This is a genomic window from Bradyrhizobium sp. U87765 SZCCT0048 (assembly GCF_018131225.1).
Classification (GTDB): Bacteria; Pseudomonadota; Alphaproteobacteria; order Rhizobiales; family Xanthobacteraceae; genus Bradyrhizobium_A.
Map to the genome: position 1 here is coordinate 81,960 of NZ_JAFCMM010000004.1, position 16,924 is coordinate 98,883.

Sequence of the window (16,924 nt, forward strand, 5' to 3'; positions counted from 1 at the left end):
TCGGAAGCGGTATCGTTGGTCACGCGGCGTGTCTCCTGGCCCCGCGGCGGGCGTGTCACGTCGGGGACATCATCGGAGCGGTTGGTTCAGCAGAGGTTAACCGGCGGTCCGCCCGAAGGATCTGCGAGGCTGCGGCACCGGTCTCGCGCCCCCGGGGCTGGCCTCCAGGCTGTCCCGGGATGACGACGCAAAAATGACCTCATTCCCGGACACGCCGCAGGCGTGCCCCCTGAATCCCGGCCCGAGCCGGTATCGCCTCATCGTGTCGTGGAAACCCCCGAGGCGAGCGACTAAATTGAACCGTTCGTGCCCTCCCAGCCTGCCGATTCGCCCCCCTCATGGCCTCCCCCGTCAGTTCCACCCGCTTTGTCGACGTCCTGGTGCCGGTGGCGCTGAACCAGACCTATTCCTATCGCATTCCAGTCGGCATGACGCTGGCGGCCGGCGACGTCGTCGGCGTGCCGCTCGGCGCGCGTGAGGTCCTCGGCGTGGTGTGGGCCGACAACGCCAATCCCGAGCCGCGCCTGCACAACCGCCTCAAGGACGTCGCGGAGAAGGTCGATGTGCCGCCGCTGCGCGGCGAACTGCGCTCCTTCATCGACTGGGTCTCGACCTACACCCTGTCGGCGCGCGGCATGGTGATGCGCATGGCGCTGCGGATGGGCGAGAACCTCGGTCCGGAGCGGGTGCGGCTCGGCGTTCGCCTCGTCGGCACCCCGCCGCAGCGCCTCACCCCGGCGCGCCGGCGGCTGCTGTCGGTGCTCGACGACGGCCTGCTGCACGCCAAGTCCGAGGCCGCCAAGGAGGCCGGTGTCAGCGTTGGCGTGGTCGATGGCCTTGTCGACGAGGGCACGCTGGCGGTCGAGGTGATGCCGAAGCCGCCGCCGCCCCCGGCGCCCGATCCGTCGTTCGCCCAGCCGGATTTCTCGCCCGAGCAGCAGGCCGGCGCGGAGGCGTTGCGGACCATGGTCGCGAACGGCGCGTTCCAGGTAGCGCTGCTCGACGGCGTCACCGGCTCGGGCAAGACCGAGGTGTATTTCGAGGCGGTGGCGGAGGCGGTGCGGCGCGGCCGCCAGGCGCTGCTGCTGATGCCGGAGATCGCGCTCACCGGCCAGTTCCTCGACCGCTTCGCGGCGCGGTTCGGCGTGCGGCCGCTGGAATGGCATTCGGAGCTGACGCCGCGCACCCGCGCCCGCAACTGGGCGGCGATCGCGTCGGGCGAGGCCCATGTGGTGATCGGCGCGCGCTCGGCGCTGTTCCTGCCCTATGCTGATCTCGGCCTCATCATCATCGATGAGGAGCACGAGCAGGCCTACAAGCAGGACGACGGCGCGCACTACCATGCCCGCGACATGGCGGTGGTGCGCGGTCATATCGCGAAGATTCCGGTGGTGCTGGCGTCGGCGACGCCGTCGGTCGAGAGCGAGGTCAACGCCCGCAAGGGCCGCTACCAGCGCGTCGCGCTGCCGTCGCGGTTCGGCGGCCAGCACATGCCGCATATCCAGGCCATCGACCTGCGGCGCGCCGGGCCGCCGCGCGGCCGCTTCATCTCGCCGCCGCTGGCGGAGGCCGTGCGCCACGCCATCGAGCGGCGCGAGCAGGCGCTGTTGTTCCTCAATCGCCGTGGCTATGCGCCGCTGACGCTGTGCCGCGCCTGCGGCCACCGCTTCTCCTGCAACATCTGCGACGCCTGGCTGGTCGATCACCGCTTCCGCCAGCGTCTCGTCTGCCATCACTGCGGCTTCTCGGTGCCGCGTCCCCATGTCTGCCCGAGCTGCAATGCCGAGGAATCGCTCGCCGCCATCGGCCCCGGTGTCGAGCGGTTGCAGGAGGAGGCGGCGCAGCTGTTTCCTGAGGCGCGCAGCATGGTGCTGTCGAGCGACCTCATCACCTCGATCGAAACCATGCGCGCCGAGCTCACCGAGATCGCCGAGGGCCGTGTCGATCTCATCATCGGCACCCAGCTCGTCGCCAAGGGGCATCATTTCCCGCGGCTCAACCTCGTCGGCGTCATCGATGCCGATCTCGGTCTCGGCAATGGCGATCCGCGCGCCGCCGAGCGCACCTTCCAGTTGCTCAACCAGGTCATCGGCCGCGCCGGCCGCGAGCAGGGCCGCGGCATCGGCTACCTGCAGACTCACCAGCCGGAGCACCCGGTGATCAAGGCGCTGATCGCCAGCGACCGCGAGGCGTTCTACGACAATGAGATCGAATCGCGCGAGCGCACCGGCTATCCGCCGTTCGGCCGTCTCGCCAGCCTCATCATCTCCGCCGGCGACCGGCCGACTGCGGAGGGCTTCGCGCGGCGGCTCGCGGCGATGGCGCCGGTCGACGACCAGGTCCAGGTGCTTGGACCCGCCGAGGCGCCGCTCGCGGTCATCAAGGGCCGTTACCGCTTTCGCCTGCTGGTGAAGTCGGCGCGTGGCTACGACCTCTCCAGTTATCTCCGCGGCTGGCTGGCCGCGGCGCCGAAGACGACAGGCAACCTCAAGCTCGAGGTCGATGTCGACCCGCAGAGCTTTCTGTGATCTGATCAACCCGTGGTTGAGCGAAGCCGACCGATCGAGTCTGTGCGCGAACCCATGGGGAGCGTTTCTTGAAAATCAAAACCAAATCCATCCTGATCTGGACCGGCGCGACGTTTCTGGGCGCGCTGGCGCCGATCTTCGTCTTGTCCGCGACGCTAGACTTCATGGTCGCGCTACCCGAGATGTCGGTATCGTCCTTCTTGATAAGGTTCGTCTTCTATTCGGGAGTGGTGCTTCCCTTCACCCTGTTGGCTGCCATCGTTCTTGGGGTGCCAGCTGCGCGCTTCTGCCTCGCGAAGCGGTGGACACACTGGATTGCCGCGGTCATCGGCGGCGCTCTCATCGGCGCGGTCGCGGCGTTTCCAACGGTGTGGTTCTATGCGGGCATGTTCGGACTTGAAGCGTGGCACAGCTACGCGATGTTCAGTGCGGCTATCGTCGGCTTCGGTGTGCTTGGCGCACTGGTGTTCTGGGGTACACTCAAGCTGTTGGGTGAGTTCGAGCCGGACCGCTCCAACATCGTGTTCGCACCGGGACAGAACCCGTGAAGATTGGCTTCGACACCATTCTGATCTGGGCGATTGCGTTGTTCCTCGCGGCGCTGACGTCAGTCCTGATCCTCACGCTCACTGCGCTGAGGCTGTCACCCTACGATCTGCTGACCGTCGTGAGCTTTTGTATAGCCGTCGCATTTCCTGCTGCCCTGACCTTTGCCGTGATCGCTGGGGTGCCAGTCGCGTTGCTCTGCCTGGCAATGCGCTGGACGCACTGGCGAGTGGCGATTCTTGGTGGCTTTCCGATGGGGGTGATCGCGACGTTCGCAGTGTCAGGGTTCTTCGGCCCGGCGACGGGCGATCCCATCAATGAGTACGTCTTTGGCGGCCTGCTTGGCGTGTCGGGCGCGCTGGTGTTCTGGAGCACGCTCAAGCTGTTTGGGGAGCTCGAGCCGCGTCGCAGAGACGCTGCCGGTCAAGCGCCGGCCTGATCGATCCACGGCAGAGTGGAGCTGTGGTCCAGTGGGCCTCATGGGTGAGGATGCCAGGATCAGCATATGAAAACGCCTGCCATCGCTCCCACGATGGCAGGCGCTCGGGACTTCGCGGAAGACCCGTACCCCTGAACGCTACGCTACAGAACTGGAATGATGCGCTGGTGCGCTTACTGGACTTCGGCGACGACGCGGCCGACGCCGCGGCCCGTCAGGCCAACCGCGCGTGCCGCGCCGGTCGACAGGTCCAGGACCCGGCCGCGAATGAACGGACCACGGTCATTGATGGTGACGACGACGCTGCGGCCGGCATGGGTCACCTTGAGACGGGTGCCGAACGGCAGGGTGCGGTGGGCGGCGGTCAGGGCGTTCTGGTTGAAGCGCTGGCCCGACGCCGTGCGGCTGCCGGCTTCGTTGCCGTAGTAGGAGGCCATGCCCGAGAACGAGTGGCCCGAGCCGATCGAAGCCTGGGAATCCCGCCAGTCGCTGCGGCGCGATTTGGCATCGGCGGCGGACACGCCTCCGGCAAGCACGGACGCCGCCATCGCGGCGGTGACCACAGAGCGAAGCCGCCACGGCGGGAAGTTAAGATTTCGAATCATCAAGTTACCCCTTGGATCGTATTGCAGCGTATTACGTCAGGATGGCTGGCTATAACCCGCGACCCCATAGGCATAAGAACGGTTCACCCGACAATGGGGCGTAAACGCGGCGCTGGAAATTGTTCCCTAAACGATGAGGTTTTTTGTTCAAATCTGGAACTAATCTTTTTAACTTGGGCTAATCTTGAAATTAAGAAATCGTTAACCATCAATTTTAGACGAATACTGAAGAAGAAAGACTTCATTAAAGTTTCACAAGAACAGTGAGGCGTCGTTGCATCACGGTGCGTTATGCGCCTACCGCAATGCATCATGATCTGGGCGCGGGGCTGTGTGGGTTCGAATGCGGCTCTTGCCGTGCGCCGGGGATCGGCGCGGGCACTTTCGTGCTCGCGGGAACGCGTGGCCCGGGCTTGACCCGGAAGGCGGCGGTCCCGTCAGAGGGGGGCGGCGCGATCGGAGGGGGCCGGTCGTGGTCAGGTCCCGAGGTCATGGCGCTGGCGACCGCGCCACCTGGGGTGGTCGGGCTCGAGCATGGCCTGGGCCGATTCAGCCGAAAGATGGATGTCGCGGTGCAGTGCATTGCGGCCCGCGAAATTCACGCGCCGCGCGAAGGGCTTCACCCGGCCAGCGATCCTGCGACAAACCATCACGAGGCGCGCCGCGTCATGTTGCACCTGCGCGCCGCGTATGTTAGCAAACCGCGATTTTTAGCGGCGGCGGCGCTTGCCTGTCGCCCGGAAATAGAAGTCCCGCTTGAATTCCAAGGGCTTTGATCGCCGGTCACCCCCGTGAGACGACGATCCCTGTGCTTGGCCTTTCGACAGCCAGATAGAGCTTATTCGTGGCAACAGAAGATCCGTCGGTTTCTGGAGTGTCCGGTCGCTATGCGACGGCGCTGTTCGACCTCGCGCGCGATGAAAAGTCCGTCGACGCCATCAAGGCCGATCTGGACAAGTTCAACGCGCTGATCACCGAAAGCGCCGACCTGGCGCGGCTGATCCGCAGTCCGGTCTTTACCGCGGACGAGCAGGCCAAGGCGCTCTCGGCGGTTCTCGCCAAGGCGGGCATCGGTGGTCTCTCCGCCAAGTTCCTCGGTGTGCTCACCGCCAACCGCCGGCTGTTCGCCGTGGGTGACGTGATCCGCGCCTTCAACAAGCTGGTCGCCCGCTACAAGGGCGAGGTCTCGGCCGACGTCACCGTCGCTGAACCGCTCAGCGACAAGAACCTCGACGCCCTCAAGACGGCCCTCAAGTCGGTGACCGGCAAGGACGTCGCTCTCAACGTGAAAGTGGATCCCTCGATCATCGGCGGGCTTGTCGTCAAGCTCGGCAGCCGCATGGTCGACAGTTCGCTTCGCACCAAACTCAATTCGATCAAGCACGCGATGAAAGAGGCAGGCTGATGGACATCCGCGCCGCGGAAATCTCCGCAATTCTCAAGGACCAGATCAAGAATTTCGGCCAGGAAGCCGAGGTCTCGGAAGTCGGTCAGGTGCTCTCCGTCGGTGACGGCATCGCCCGCGTCTATGGTCTGGACAACGTCCAGGCCGGTGAAATGGTCGAGTTCGAGAACGGTACGCGCGGCATGGCGCTGAACCTCGAAACCGACAACGTCGGCATCGTGATCTTCGGCGCCGACCGCGAGATCAAGGAAGGCCAGACCGTCAAGCGCACCCGCGCCATCGTCGACACTCCGGTCGGCAAGGGCCTGCTCGGCCGCGTCGTTGACGCCCTCGGCAACCCGATCGACGGCAAGGGCCCGATCCAGGGCGCCGAGCGCAAGCGCGTCGACGTCAAGGCGCCCGGCATCATTCCGCGCAAGTCGGTGCACGAGCCGATGGCCACCGGCCTCAAGGCGATCGATGCGCTGATCCCGGTCGGCCGTGGCCAGCGCGAGCTGATCATCGGCGACCGCCAGACCGGCAAGACCGCGATCGCGCTCGACACCATTCTCAACCAGAAGCCGCTCAACGCGCAGCCGGACGAGAAGATCAAGCTGTATTGCGTCTACGTCGCGATCGGCCAGAAGCGTTCGACCGTCGCGCAGTTCGTGAAGGTGCTCGAAGAGCAGGGCGCGCTGGAGTACTCCGTCGTCGTCGCCGCGACCGCGTCGGACCCGGCCCCGATGCAGTACCTCGCGCCGTTCACCGGCTGCACCATGGGCGAGTACTTCCGCGACAACGGCATGCATGCCGTGATCATCTATGACGACTTGTCCAAGCAGGCCGTCGCCTACCGCCAGATGTCGCTGCTGCTGCGCCGCCCGCCGGGCCGCGAAGCCTATCCGGGCGACGTGTTCTATCTGCACTCGCGCCTGCTCGAGCGCGCCGCCAAGATGAACGACGATCTCGGCGCTGGCTCGCTGACCGCTCTGCCGGTCATCGAAACCCAGGCCAACGACGTGTCGGCCTACATTCCGACCAACGTGATCTCGATCACCGACGGCCAGATCTTCCTCGAAACCGACCTGTTCTATCAGGGCATCCGTCCGGCGGTGAACGTCGGTCTGTCGGTGTCGCGCGTCGGTTCGTCGGCGCAGACCAAGGCGATGAAGAAGGTCGCCGGCAAGATCAAGGGCGAGCTGGCGCAGTACCGCGAAATGGCGGCGTTCGCGCAGTTCGGCTCCGATCTCGACGCCGCGACCCAGCGCCTGCTGAACCGCGGTTCGCGCCTCACCGAACTCCTCAAGCAGCCGCAGTTCTCGCCGCTGAAGATGGAAGAGCAGGTGTGCGTGATCTGGGCCGGCACCAACGGCTATCTCGATCCGCTGCCGCTCGCCAAGATCCGCGCGTTCGAGGACGGCCTGCTGTCGCTGCTGCGCGGCAAGCATGTCGAGATCCTCGATGCCATCCGCACCAGCCGCGATCTCTCGGATGATGTCGCCGGCAAGCTGAAGGCTGTCGTCGAGGGCTTCGCGAAGACGTTCGCGTAAGGCAGGCAAGGCGCCGAGAGGACTAAGCCGCAATGGCCAGCTTGAAAGACATGCGCGTCCGCATCGCCTCGACCAAGGCGACGCAGAAGATCACCAAGGCGATGCAGATGGTCGCGGCGTCCAAGCTGCGCCGCGCGCAGACCGCCGCCGAAGCCGCCCGGCCCTACGCCGAGCGGATGGACGCAGTGATCACCAACATCGCGGGCGCCGCCTCGGGAGCTGGCAACGGCCCGGCGCTCCTTGCCGGCACCGGCAAGGACAACGTGCACCTGCTCCTGGTGTGCACCGGTGAACGCGGCCTGTCGGGCGCGTTCAACTCCTCGATCGTGCGCCTGGCTCGCGAGCGTGCCAATGCGCTGATCGCCCAGGGCAAGACGGTGAAGTTCTTCTGCGTCGGCCGCAAGGGTTACGAGCAGCTGCGCCGCACCTTCGACAAGCAGATCGTCGAGAACATCGAGCTGCGCTCGGTGCGCCAGCTCGGCTTCAAGAACGCCGAGGACATCGCCAAGCGGGTGATCGCCCGTTTCGATGCCGGCGAGTTCGACGTCTGCACGCTGTTCTACGCCCGCTTCAAGTCGGTGATCGCGCAGATCCCGACCGACCAGCAGATCATTCCGCTGGTCATCGAGAAGGCCAAGGATGGTGCTGCGACGGCGGTCTACGACTACGAGCCGGCCGAGGACGAGATCCTCACCAGCCTGCTGCCGCGAAATCTTGCGGTACAGATCTTCCGCGCGCTGCTCGAGAACAACGCTTCGTTCTACGGCGCGCAGATGAGCGCAATGGACAACGCGACCCGCAACGCCGGCGAGATGATCCGCAAGCAGACGCTGGTCTACAACCGGACCCGTCAGGCCATGATCACCAAGGAGCTGATCGAGATCATCTCCGGCGCCGAGGCGGTCTAACGTAATCGTACAGGACATTAGCCGTCACGCTGACGGTCGTTGAATTCAAGATTTCGAGGAGAAAGTTCCCATGGCCCAGCCAGCCAATCAGGTCGGACGCATCACCCAGGTCATCGGCGCCGTCGTGGACGTGCAGTTCGAAGGCCATCTGCCGGCCATTCTGAATGCGCTCGAAACCAAGAACGCCGGCTCGCGCCTGGTGCTCGAGGTCGCCCAGCATCTCGGCGAATCGACGGTCCGCGCGATCGCGATGGACACCACCGAAGGTCTGGTGCGTGGCCAGGAAGTGACCGACACCGGCCAGCCGATTTCGGTGCCGGTCGGTGAAGCGACCCTCGGCCGCATCATCAACGTCGTCGGCGACCCCGTCGACGAAGGCGGTCCGATCGCGGCTGACGGCGTTCGCGCCATTCACCAGCCGGCTCCGGCCTACACCGAGCAGTCGACCGAAGCCGAGATCCTCGTGACCGGCATCAAGGTCGTCGACCTGCTCGCGCCGTACGCCAAGGGCGGCAAGATCGGCCTGTTCGGCGGCGCCGGCGTCGGCAAGACCGTGCTGATCCAGGAGCTGATCAACAACGTCGCCAAGGCGCACGGTGGTTACTCGGTGTTCGCCGGCGTCGGTGAGCGTACCCGCGAAGGCAACGACCTCTATCACGAGTTCATCGAATCAGGCGTCAACAAGAAGGGCGGCGGCCAGGGCTCCAAGTGCGCGCTGGTGTACGGCCAGATGAACGAGCCTCCGGGCGCGCGTGCCCGCGTCGGCCTGACCGGTCTGACCGTCGCCGAGCACTTCCGCGACCAGGGCCAGGACGTGCTGTTCTTCGTCGACAACATCTTCCGCTTCACCCAGGCCGGCTCGGAAGTGTCGGCGCTGCTCGGACGCATCCCGTCGGCGGTGGGTTATCAGCCGACGCTCGCGACCGACATGGGCGCGTTGCAGGAGCGCATCACCACCACCACCAAGGGTTCGATCACCTCGGTGCAGGCGATTTACGTTCCGGCCGACGACTTGACCGACCCGGCGCCGGCAACCTCGTTCGCCCACTTGGACGCGACGACCGTGCTGAACCGCGCGATCTCGGAAAAGGGCATCTACCCGGCGGTGGACCCGCTCGACTCGACCTCGCGCATGCTGTCGGCGATGATCGTCGGCGACGAGCACTACAACACCGCGCGTCAGGTCCAGCAGATCCTGCAGAAGTACAAGTCGCTGCAGGACATCATCGCCATTCTCGGCATGGACGAACTGTCCGAAGAGGACAAGCTGACCGTGGCCCGCGCCCGCAAGATCGAGCGCTTCCTGTCGCAGCCGTTCCACGTCGCCGAGGTGTTCACCGGCTCGCCCGGCAAGTTCGTCGAGCTCGCCGACACCATCAAGGGCTTCAAGGGCCTTTGCGAAGGCAAGTATGATCATTTGCCTGAAGCTGCTTTCTACATGGTTGGCACCATCGAAGAGGCAGTCGAGAAGGGCAAGAAGCTCGCGGAAGCGGCGTAATCAGCCATGGCCACGTTCCACTTCGATCTCGTTTCTCCGGAAAAGATCGCCTTCTCGGGTGAAGTCGACCAGGTCGACGTCCCCGGGCTCGAGGGCGACTTCGGGGTGCTGGCCGGACACTCGCCCCTAGTGGCGAGCGTGCGCCCGGGCATCCTCACTGTCACCGTGAACGGCAAGCATCAGAAGATCATCGTGCTCGGCGGCCTCGCCGAAGTGAACGCGAAGGGTCTGACCGTGCTCGCCGACACCGCGACCTCCATCGAGGAGCTCGACCGCGCTGCATTCGCGCAGCAGATCGCCGAGATGGAAGAAGGCCTCAAGGACGAGGAGCCGGGCGACGCGCTCGACCGCGCCATCTCCCGTCTCGACCACTACAAGACGATCCAGCAGCAGGTCACGTCGACTGCGATGCACTGAACGGCGGATCGCCAGCGTGTTGCAAACAACCCGGTCTCGCCAGAGGCCGGGTTTTTTGTTGCGTCAGGCCGGCGCCGCAAATGTCGCGAATTCGGCCGCCACCGCGCTGTAGATGGCGCGGCGGAACGGCACCACCAGCGCGGCGATGCGATCGAGGCGCTCCCAGCGCCAGGTGTCGAATTCCGGCGGCTGACCGTTGCGCGGCGACAGCGGATCGATGGCGGCTTCATCGCCGGTGAAGCGCAGCGCGAACCATTTCTGGCGTTGGCCGCGGAAGATGGAAAGGCGATGCGGCGGGCCGTCATAGGCCGGGAAGTCGTAGGTCATCCAGTCGGTCTCGCCGAGAATGGCGGCGTCGACAACGCCAGTCTCCTCCCACAGCTCGCGCCGGACCGCCTCGCGTGGATCCTCATTGGGATCGATACCGCCCTGGGGCATCTGCCATTCGAGGCCGGGGTAGATCACCTCCGGCCCATCGTCGCGAAAGCGCCGCGCGATCAGCACCTCGCCGCGACTGTTGAACAGGGCCGCGCCGACGTTGAGTCGATAGGGTTTTGCATCCGTCATGCTGGTGCCGTGATCTGCCATGATGGGGTTCCCGCGCGCGGCGGCCATGACCTGTTGGTGCATGACGTCCAGCGCGCGATCGCCTAAATTGTGCCGCCGGCCGCCCCGGCGGGGACATGCGGCCACGAGGATCCGTTGAAGCTGTTCGAGGCCATACGACCAAAGCGCTCCGCCGCTGTCCAGCCCGCTCCCGCCCCGGCGGCGGATGCTCCGACGGCGCGCGGCCTTTGTTTCCGCAATGTCGGCTTCGCGCGCGACGGGCAGTCCGTGTTCGATGGTCTCTCGCTCGATCTGTCGCAGCGGCGCATCGGCCTTGTTGGCGACAACGGCTCGGGCAAGAGCACCCTGCTGCGTCTCGCCAATGGCCTGCTGCGCGCCGGGCGCGGCGATGTCGTCGTCAATGGCGTGCGGCTCGAGGGCGCGGCGCTCGCCGCCGGCGTCGGCTTCGTGTTTCAGAACCCGGATCACCAGATCATCTTTCCAACCGTTGGCGAGGAAATCGCGTTCGGCCTGACCGAGCGCGGGGTTGCCGCCGCCGAGGCGCAGCGCGCGACTGAGGAACTGCTGGCGCGCCACGGCTGCGCCGGCTGGAGCGGGCGCGCGGTGCACGAACTGTCCGAAGGGCAGAAGCAGCTCGTTTGCATCCTTGCGGTGCTGGCGACCGAGCCGTCGGTGCTGCTGCTCGACGAGCCGTTCGCGAGCCTCGACCTGCCGACGCGGCTGTCGCTGTCGGCGCGGCTGGCGCAGTTGCCGCAGCAGGTGGTGATGGCGAGCCACGATCTCGACCTGCTGCACGATTTCGACCGCGTCGTCTGGCTCGATCGGGGCGCGGTGCGCGCCGATGCGTCGCCCGCCGAGGTGCTGCCGCTCTATCGCGCCCATGCCGCGGTACGCGGCGCGGTTTTGCTGGAGAGCGGCGCGGCATGATGGGCGGCTACCTCGCGCGCGCGACCTGGCTGCACCGGCTGCCGGCGTGGCTGAAGCTCGCGGCGCTGGCCGCGATCAGTCTCGCGCTGCTGCCGGTGCAGGACTGGCGGCTGCTGGCGCTGTCTTTCGCGGCCGTCATCGCGATCTATGCCATGCTCGGGCGCGACGCGTTGCGGCGGCTCGGCCTGTTCCGCCCGCTGATCCCGCTGCTGGTCATTGTCGGTGGCCTGCAGGGGCTGTTCAACCAGTGGCAGGATGGCGCTGTCGTGGTGCTGCGCCTTGTGGTGATGGTTCTCGCCGCCGATCTCGTCACCATGACCACCACGATGACTGCGCTGATGGCGGCGGTCGAGCCGCTGTTCCGTTTGCTGCGTCCGCTCGGCGTCGACGCGCGCAAGATCGCGCTCGCGGTCGCGCTGGTGCTGCGTTTCATTCCGGTGCTGCTCGCCAACTGGCGCGCCCGCGAGGAAGCCTGGCGCGCGCGCTCGCAGCGCCGCCCGCCGCTGCGCATGGTCGTTCTGTTTCTCGCCGAGACGCTGCGTCTCGCCGACCACGTCGCCGAAGCCCTCGATGCCCGCGGCTTCGGCCGGCCGCATCGCCCGACCTGAGGAAAGCCGCATGCCGTCCCGCGCCATCGTCCGGATTGCCCTGCTCGCCGCGATGATCGCGGTACTTGGCCTGCTGCCGACCTTTCACCTGCCGCTCGCCGGTGGCGTGCCGATCACGGCGCAGACGCTCGGCGTGATGCTCGCGGGCATCGTGCTGGGCCCGCGCCACGGCGCGCTCGCGGTGCTCCTCCTGATCTTCGTGGTGGCGCTCGGCGCGCCGCTGCTTGCCGGTGGCCGCGGTGGCCTCGGCGTGTTCTTCGGTCCGTCGGTCGGCTTTCTCATCGGCTGGATGCCGGGCGCGTATGTCACCGGCGCGGTGATGCGGGCGCTGCCGCGCCTGTCGGTATTTCCCGCCGCGCTGATCGCCGCGCTCACCGGCGGCGTCATCGTCGTCTATGCCTGCGGCATTGTCGGCCTGATGGTGATGGCGCGAATGGGCGTGCTGCAGGCGGCGCTGGCGACCGCCGTGTTCATTCCCGGCGACATCCTCAAGTGCATCGCCGCGGCAGCGCTGGCGCAGGCCGCGGCACGCAGCTATCCGGCGGCGCTGGAGCGCCGCGCATGAGCGTGACTGCGGCGCTCGCGGGCCATGCCGCCCGCACGCCGCAGCGTGATGCGCTGGTGTTCGAGGACCAGCGGCTATCGTGGCGCGCACTGAACGAGGCGGTCGATCGCCTTGCCATGGCCATCGCCGCGACCACGCCGCCGGCGTCCGGTGTCGCGCTGCACCTGCCGACCGGCCCGGCGCTGGCGTTGCTGGCGCTGGCCGCGGCGCGGGCCGGGCGCGAGGCTCAGATCCTTGACCCTGACTGGCCGCCTGCAATGGCGCGCGCGATCCTGGGAACGCTCACACCGGCGCGCACCATCACTGCTGATGTGACGCTCGCCGGAGTCGGCGTCACGCTCCTCGACGATCCGTTCGCGCCTGCCGACGCGCTGCTCGCTGCGCTCGATGCGCCCGCTGCGGTCCTGCCGGTCGCCGAGCCGGGCGACCTGCTGCCGTTCTATGTCGGCTTCACGTCCGGTTCGACCGGCGAGCCGAAGGGCTATCGCCGCCATCATCGCTCCTGGACCGAGAGCTTTCGTCATGACGCCATCGAGTTCGCCATTGGCGTCGACGATGTCGTGCTGGCGCCGGGCACGCTGACACACTCGCTGTTTCTCTATGCACTGATGCACGGCCTGCATGCCGGCGCGCGCGTCGTGCTGTGTCGTCGTTTCCGGCCCGATGCCGTCGTGCGCCTGATTGCGGAGGAGCAGGCGAGCGTGCTCTACGGCGTCCCCACCCAGTTCCAGCTCATCGCCGAAGCAGCCGGCGCACGCACTTTCGCCGCGCCGCGCTGGCTGCTGTCGTCGGGCGCCAAGTCGTCGCCGTATCTGCCGGCCCAATTGCTGGCAAGGTTTCCCGGGGCCCGCTTCGCCGAATTCTACGGCGCATCGGAGACCAGCTTCATGACGGTCGCGATCGCCGCCGAGAACGTGCCCGAAGGCTCGGTCGGCCGGGCCTTCTCCGGCACGGCGATCACGATTCGTGATCGTGCCGGCCGGACGCTGCCCAGCGGGCGCACCGGCTACGTGTTCGTCGCCAGTCCCTTCCTGTTCATGGGATACGCCTGCGGCGAGGCGTCGGACCTGCTGCATCATGGCGAAGCGGTTTCTGTCGGCGACATCGGCTTCCTCGACCATCGCGGTTTCCTGCATCTCGTCGGTCGCGCCGGCCGCAAGATCGTCACGTCGGGCAAGAACGTCTATCCCGAGGAGATCGAGCGCGTGCTCGCGCGCCATCCGGCGGTGGCGTCGGCCGCGGTGCTCGGCGTCGACGATGCACGGCGCGGCGAGCGGCTGGTGGCATTGCTGCAGCTTCGTCCGGGCATGGCGACGACGTCAGCGGAGCTGATTGCGCACGCGCGCGCGGCATTGCCGCTCTACAAGGTGCCGCGCGTCCATGCTGCCATCACCGAGTGGCCGCTGACGCGCTCCGGCAAGACCGACTTCGAGGCGTTGCGCGAGACCTGGGGCGCCGGCGCGGCGACGAGGCTGCCATGAGCGGTGTGTTCGTGGTCGCCGCGAGACGGACCGCGGTCGCGCCGCGCAACGGCGCATTCGCGGCAGTCGAGCCCGCCGTGCTGGCCGATGCAGTGATCCGCGCGGTGTGCGCGGACGCCGGCATCGCGGCGGCGGACATCGACGAGGTCGTCCTCGGCAACGCGCTGTATGGCGGCGGCAACCCGGCGCGCGTCGCGGCGCTGCTGGCCGGCCTGCCCGAAGCGATGCCGGCGTCGACGATCGATACCCAGTGCTGCGCCGGTCTCGACGCCATCCTGATGGCCGCCGCGCGGATCCGCGCCGGCGAAGCCGATGCGATCGTCGCGGGCGGTCTCGAAAGCTTCAGCCGTGCGCCGCTTCGCGCCCATCGTCCTCTTGATGCCCAGGCATCGCCCGAGCCGTATGACCGGCCGCCGTTCTCGCCGTGGCCATCGCGCGACCCCGACATGATTCCCGCGGCGGCGCGGCTTGCGGACGAATGGGACATGCCTCGCGCGGCGCAGGAAGCCTTCGCGGTGGAGAGCCATCGCAAGGCGCTGGCGCGCGGCGCTGTCGCCGGCGAGATCGTGCCGGTCGCGGGCCTGGCGTCGGATGCCTTCGCGCGGCGGTTGTCGCCGGCGTTGTGCGCGCGCCTGCCGGTGCTCGCAGGCAGCGCCAGCCACGGCGTCACCGCGGCGACCGTCGCGGTCGAGGCCGACGCCGCCGCCGCTGTGATGCTGGTGTCGGAAGCCGCCTTGAAGCGTCTGCGTCCGTCCGGGCGAACGATTCGGCTGGTCGGCGGCGCACGGCGCGGCGGCGATCCCGAACGGCCGGGCCTGGCGCCGGTCGCCGCCGCACGGGCAGTCATGCAGCGGAGCGGCGTTACGCTCGCGGACATTACGGTGGCCGAGATCATGGAGGCGTTCGCGGTGCAGGCGATGATCGGCGCAGCTGCGCTCGGTCTCGATCCGGCGCGGCTCAATCCCGGCGGCGGTGCGCTGTCGCGCGGCCACCCGATCGGCGCATCCGGCGCCATTGTCGCGGTGCGGCTGTGGCATGAGCTGCAGGCGGCGCCATCAGGCGCAGTCGCGCTCGGTGCCATCGCCGCGGCTGGCGGTCTCGGTTCGGCGATACTGCTGCGTGCGGAGGAGGCGCCATGACATTGCGGGTGGCCGGGGCGGCAGATCTTGCTGAACATGTCGGCGCGGTGCTGCCGGCGAGCGATGCATTCGCTGTCTCGCAGGACGAGATCGATCGTTTCATCGCGCTCAGTGGCGATGCCCAGTGGATCCATGTCGATCCGGTGCGCGCCGCGGCGGAACTGCCCGGCGGCCGCACCATTGTGCCGGGCAATCTGCTGGTCGCGCTGCTGCCGCGCCGGCTGCAGCAGATCTATGTGGTGACGCAGTTCGCCCGCTGTGTCACCGCAGGCTACGGCGAACTGCGCTTTCGCAGGCCGGTGATGGCGGATACGCAACTGGTGTTGCGGGCCGACATCGTGGCGGTGACGCCGGCGCGGCAATTCGTGCGGGTGGAGACGCGCTGCCGGCTGATCGTGCAGGGCACGGACCAGCCGGCGCTGACGGCGCTGGTCACCGACCTCTACTACGGGGCCGACGACGCGTCACCACGGTTGGCCTGATCGATGCGCCACGCCGCATGGGCCGGCAGCATCGCCGCCAGCACGGCGATGCCGGCGACGAGGAAGATCGTCTGGTAGCCGGCAGTCGCGGCGATGATGCCGCAGACCGGTGGCGTGATCAGCGCGGCGAGATCGTAGGAGCCGTCATAGAGGCCGATGGCGGACGCCGTCTGCGCGCGCGGCACGGCGCGGATTGCCGGAACGGCCAGCAGCGGGTAGGTCAGCGACATGCCGAAGCCGCTGAGCGCGGCCGCGGCGATCGCGATCCACGGTGATGGCGCGATCCACAGCACCAGCAGGCCGCCGGCCAGCGCCGCCAGCGCCAGCAGGATCGGCGTCGAGCCCGTTGCGCGATCGCTGATGTCGCCGAACGGCACGCGGGCGATCACGAAGGCGGCGACGAAAGCCGACACCGCGATGTCGCCGGTGGCCCAGCCGCGCGTGACGAAGGCGAGCACCACGAACGAAGTCACCGCGGAGTATCCGGTTGCGGCGAGGCCGAAGCCGAGGCTCGGTCGCCAGATCGCCCGCACGATCTGGCCCAGCGACGCGGGCGCCGCGTCGCTGCTGTGGATCGGCGCGGCCGGGGCGAAGATCGCGAACACCAGTCCCGCGAGCGGTGCGATCATGGTCAGCAGTGCTGCGATGGCGAAGCCGTTGAGCGCGATGGCGGGTTCGAGCCAGGCGGCGACAGCGCCGGCCATGCCGCCGAGCGCGGTGCCGGCGGCGATGCCGACGAACATCGCCATGCCGATCCACGAGATCGCGCGGCCGGCCTGGTCGAAGCTGACAAGGTCGACCGACCATGCGGTGCCGCCGGTGAACAGGAAGCCCTGGCCGACGCCCATCGCGACCCGGCCGGCCAGGATCAGGGCCAGCGCGCCGGCGGGACCAAGAGGCAGCAGGCCCGCGAGCAGGTAGAACAGGCCGGAAACCGCGGCGGCGACCAGGCCAAGGGTCACGGCGCGATGGGTGCCGCGGCGGTCGGCGATGCGGCCGACGGCGGGCCGGGTGATCAGGGTCACCAGCGCTTCCGTCGCCAGCACAAGACCGGCGATCACCGGCCCGAAGCCAAGCACGCGGTCGACCTCGACCGCCAGCACCACCATCGGGGCGCCAAGGCTCATGAGGCCGAGCATGATGACGAGGCTGGGCAGGACGAGGATGCGGGCGAGGCTTGGGGATGGGCCGGCAGCCCGGGCGGGAACAGGTTGTTGCATGGCAGTTCGCATTCAATCTCAAGGGAGCGGCAATAGACTCTCTATCTCCTGGGATTAGAA

The 16,924-nt window shown here is 67.6% G+C and carries 18 protein-coding genes; 15 read left to right on the forward strand and 3 right to left on the reverse strand.

All coding sequences use genetic code 11. The features are described 5' to 3' along the window. Positions 1 to 338: 338 nt before the first annotated feature. From JQ639_RS23135 to JQ639_RS23145, 3 genes are all read left to right on the forward strand, one after another. A complete protein-coding gene (locus tag JQ639_RS23135) occupies positions 339 to 2,528 on the forward strand; it encodes a primosomal protein N' (RefSeq protein WP_211967820.1) in 2,190 nt (729 codons plus the stop codon). A gap of 68 nt (positions 2,529 to 2,596) precedes the next feature. Next, positions 2,597 to 3,076 carry a hypothetical protein gene (locus JQ639_RS23140; RefSeq protein WP_211967818.1) on the forward strand — a complete coding sequence of 160 codons (480 nt, stop codon included), beginning with the start codon at positions 2,597 to 2,599 and terminating at the stop codon, positions 3,074 to 3,076. Beyond that, positions 3,073 to 3,513, forward strand: a complete 441-nt coding sequence (locus tag JQ639_RS23145; RefSeq protein WP_211967816.1) for a hypothetical protein — start codon at positions 3,073 to 3,075, stop codon at positions 3,511 to 3,513. Before JQ639_RS23140 ends, JQ639_RS23145 begins: the two co-directional genes overlap by 4 nt. 173 nt (positions 3,514 to 3,686) lie before the next feature. Here JQ639_RS23145 and JQ639_RS23150 read toward each other — a convergent pair whose 3' ends face one another. Continuing rightward, the gene (locus JQ639_RS23150; protein ID WP_211967814.1) at positions 3,687 to 4,118 is read right to left on the reverse strand and encodes a septal ring lytic transglycosylase RlpA family protein; all 432 of its coding nucleotides are present in this window, start codon (positions 4,116 to 4,118) and stop codon (positions 3,687 to 3,689) included. Between the two features lie 491 nt (positions 4,119 to 4,609). Between JQ639_RS23150 and JQ639_RS23155 the strand changes: the two genes are divergently transcribed. The 6 genes from JQ639_RS23155 to JQ639_RS23180 all read left to right on the forward strand — a co-directional run bounded on the left by JQ639_RS23155 (position 4,610) and on the right by JQ639_RS23180 (position 9,875). Beyond that, the gene (locus JQ639_RS23155) at positions 4,610 to 4,894 is read left to right on the forward strand and encodes a hypothetical protein (protein ID WP_211967812.1); all 285 of its coding nucleotides are present in this window, start codon (positions 4,610 to 4,612) and stop codon (positions 4,892 to 4,894) included. Between the two features lie 68 nt (positions 4,895 to 4,962). Beyond that, positions 4,963 to 5,523, forward strand: coding sequence for a F0F1 ATP synthase subunit delta (locus JQ639_RS23160; RefSeq protein ID WP_211967810.1), 561 nt, complete (start codon positions 4,963 to 4,965; stop codon positions 5,521 to 5,523). Beyond that, positions 5,523 to 7,052 carry a F0F1 ATP synthase subunit alpha gene (gene atpA, locus JQ639_RS23165; protein WP_211967809.1) on the forward strand — a complete coding sequence of 510 codons (1,530 nt, stop codon included), beginning with the start codon at positions 5,523 to 5,525 and terminating at the stop codon, positions 7,050 to 7,052. Before JQ639_RS23160 ends, atpA begins: the two co-directional genes overlap by 1 nt. A 32-nt stretch (positions 7,053 to 7,084) precedes the next feature. Further along, positions 7,085 to 7,960: a F0F1 ATP synthase subunit gamma gene (locus JQ639_RS23170; RefSeq protein WP_211967807.1), complete on the forward strand. Its 876-nt coding sequence runs from the start codon at positions 7,085 to 7,087 to the stop codon at positions 7,958 to 7,960. 70 nt (positions 7,961 to 8,030) lie between these two features. After that, complete coding sequence (gene atpD / locus JQ639_RS23175; protein WP_211967805.1) at positions 8,031 to 9,458, forward strand: F0F1 ATP synthase subunit beta; 1,428 nt, start codon at positions 8,031 to 8,033, stop codon at positions 9,456 to 9,458. A gap of 6 nt (positions 9,459 to 9,464) precedes the next feature. Further along, a complete protein-coding gene (locus JQ639_RS23180; protein WP_211967804.1) occupies positions 9,465 to 9,875 on the forward strand; it encodes a F0F1 ATP synthase subunit epsilon in 411 nt (136 codons plus the stop codon). Between the two features lie 63 nt (positions 9,876 to 9,938). Here JQ639_RS23180 and JQ639_RS23185 read toward each other — a convergent pair whose 3' ends face one another. Then, positions 9,939 to 10,442, reverse strand: a complete 504-nt coding sequence (locus tag JQ639_RS23185) for an RNA pyrophosphohydrolase (protein WP_211967973.1) — start codon at positions 10,440 to 10,442, stop codon at positions 9,939 to 9,941. 267 nt (positions 10,443 to 10,709) lie between these two features. On the opposite strand from JQ639_RS23185, the gene JQ639_RS23190 reads away from it, so the two are divergent. From JQ639_RS23190 to JQ639_RS23215, 6 genes are read left to right on the forward strand one after another with little or no spacing between them, the layout of a single operon-like run. After that, positions 10,710 to 11,369 carry an energy-coupling factor ABC transporter ATP-binding protein gene (locus JQ639_RS23190; protein WP_349644785.1) on the forward strand — a complete coding sequence of 220 codons (660 nt, stop codon included), beginning with the start codon at positions 10,710 to 10,712 and terminating at the stop codon, positions 11,367 to 11,369. Further along, on the forward strand, positions 11,366 to 11,977 hold the full coding sequence (locus tag JQ639_RS23195) for a CbiQ family ECF transporter T component (RefSeq protein ID WP_211967803.1): 612 nt from the start codon (positions 11,366 to 11,368) through the stop codon (positions 11,975 to 11,977). The genes JQ639_RS23190 and JQ639_RS23195 overlap by 4 nt, the downstream gene beginning before the upstream one ends. 10 nt (positions 11,978 to 11,987) lie before the next feature. Then, positions 11,988 to 12,542, forward strand: coding sequence for a biotin transporter BioY (locus JQ639_RS23200; RefSeq protein WP_211967802.1), 555 nt, complete (start codon positions 11,988 to 11,990; stop codon positions 12,540 to 12,542). Next, on the forward strand, positions 12,539 to 14,023 hold the full coding sequence (locus JQ639_RS23205; protein ID WP_211967801.1) for an AMP-binding protein: 1,485 nt from the start codon (positions 12,539 to 12,541) through the stop codon (positions 14,021 to 14,023). The genes JQ639_RS23200 and JQ639_RS23205 overlap by 4 nt, the downstream gene beginning before the upstream one ends. Continuing rightward, on the forward strand, positions 14,020 to 15,162 hold the full coding sequence (locus JQ639_RS23210; protein WP_211967800.1) for a thiolase family protein: 1,143 nt from the start codon (positions 14,020 to 14,022) through the stop codon (positions 15,160 to 15,162). The genes JQ639_RS23205 and JQ639_RS23210 overlap by 4 nt, the downstream gene beginning before the upstream one ends. Next, positions 15,159 to 15,644, forward strand: a complete 486-nt coding sequence (locus JQ639_RS23215) for a MaoC/PaaZ C-terminal domain-containing protein (RefSeq protein WP_211967799.1) — start codon at positions 15,159 to 15,161, stop codon at positions 15,642 to 15,644. The genes JQ639_RS23210 and JQ639_RS23215 overlap by 4 nt, the downstream gene beginning before the upstream one ends. Here JQ639_RS23215 and JQ639_RS23220 read toward each other — a convergent pair. Next, positions 15,608 to 16,876, reverse strand: a complete 1,269-nt coding sequence (locus tag JQ639_RS23220; protein ID WP_211975006.1) for an MFS transporter — start codon at positions 16,874 to 16,876, stop codon at positions 15,608 to 15,610. The two genes, JQ639_RS23215 and JQ639_RS23220, sit on opposite strands and share 37 nt — an antisense overlap. Between the last annotated feature and the right edge of the window lie 48 nt (positions 16,877 to 16,924).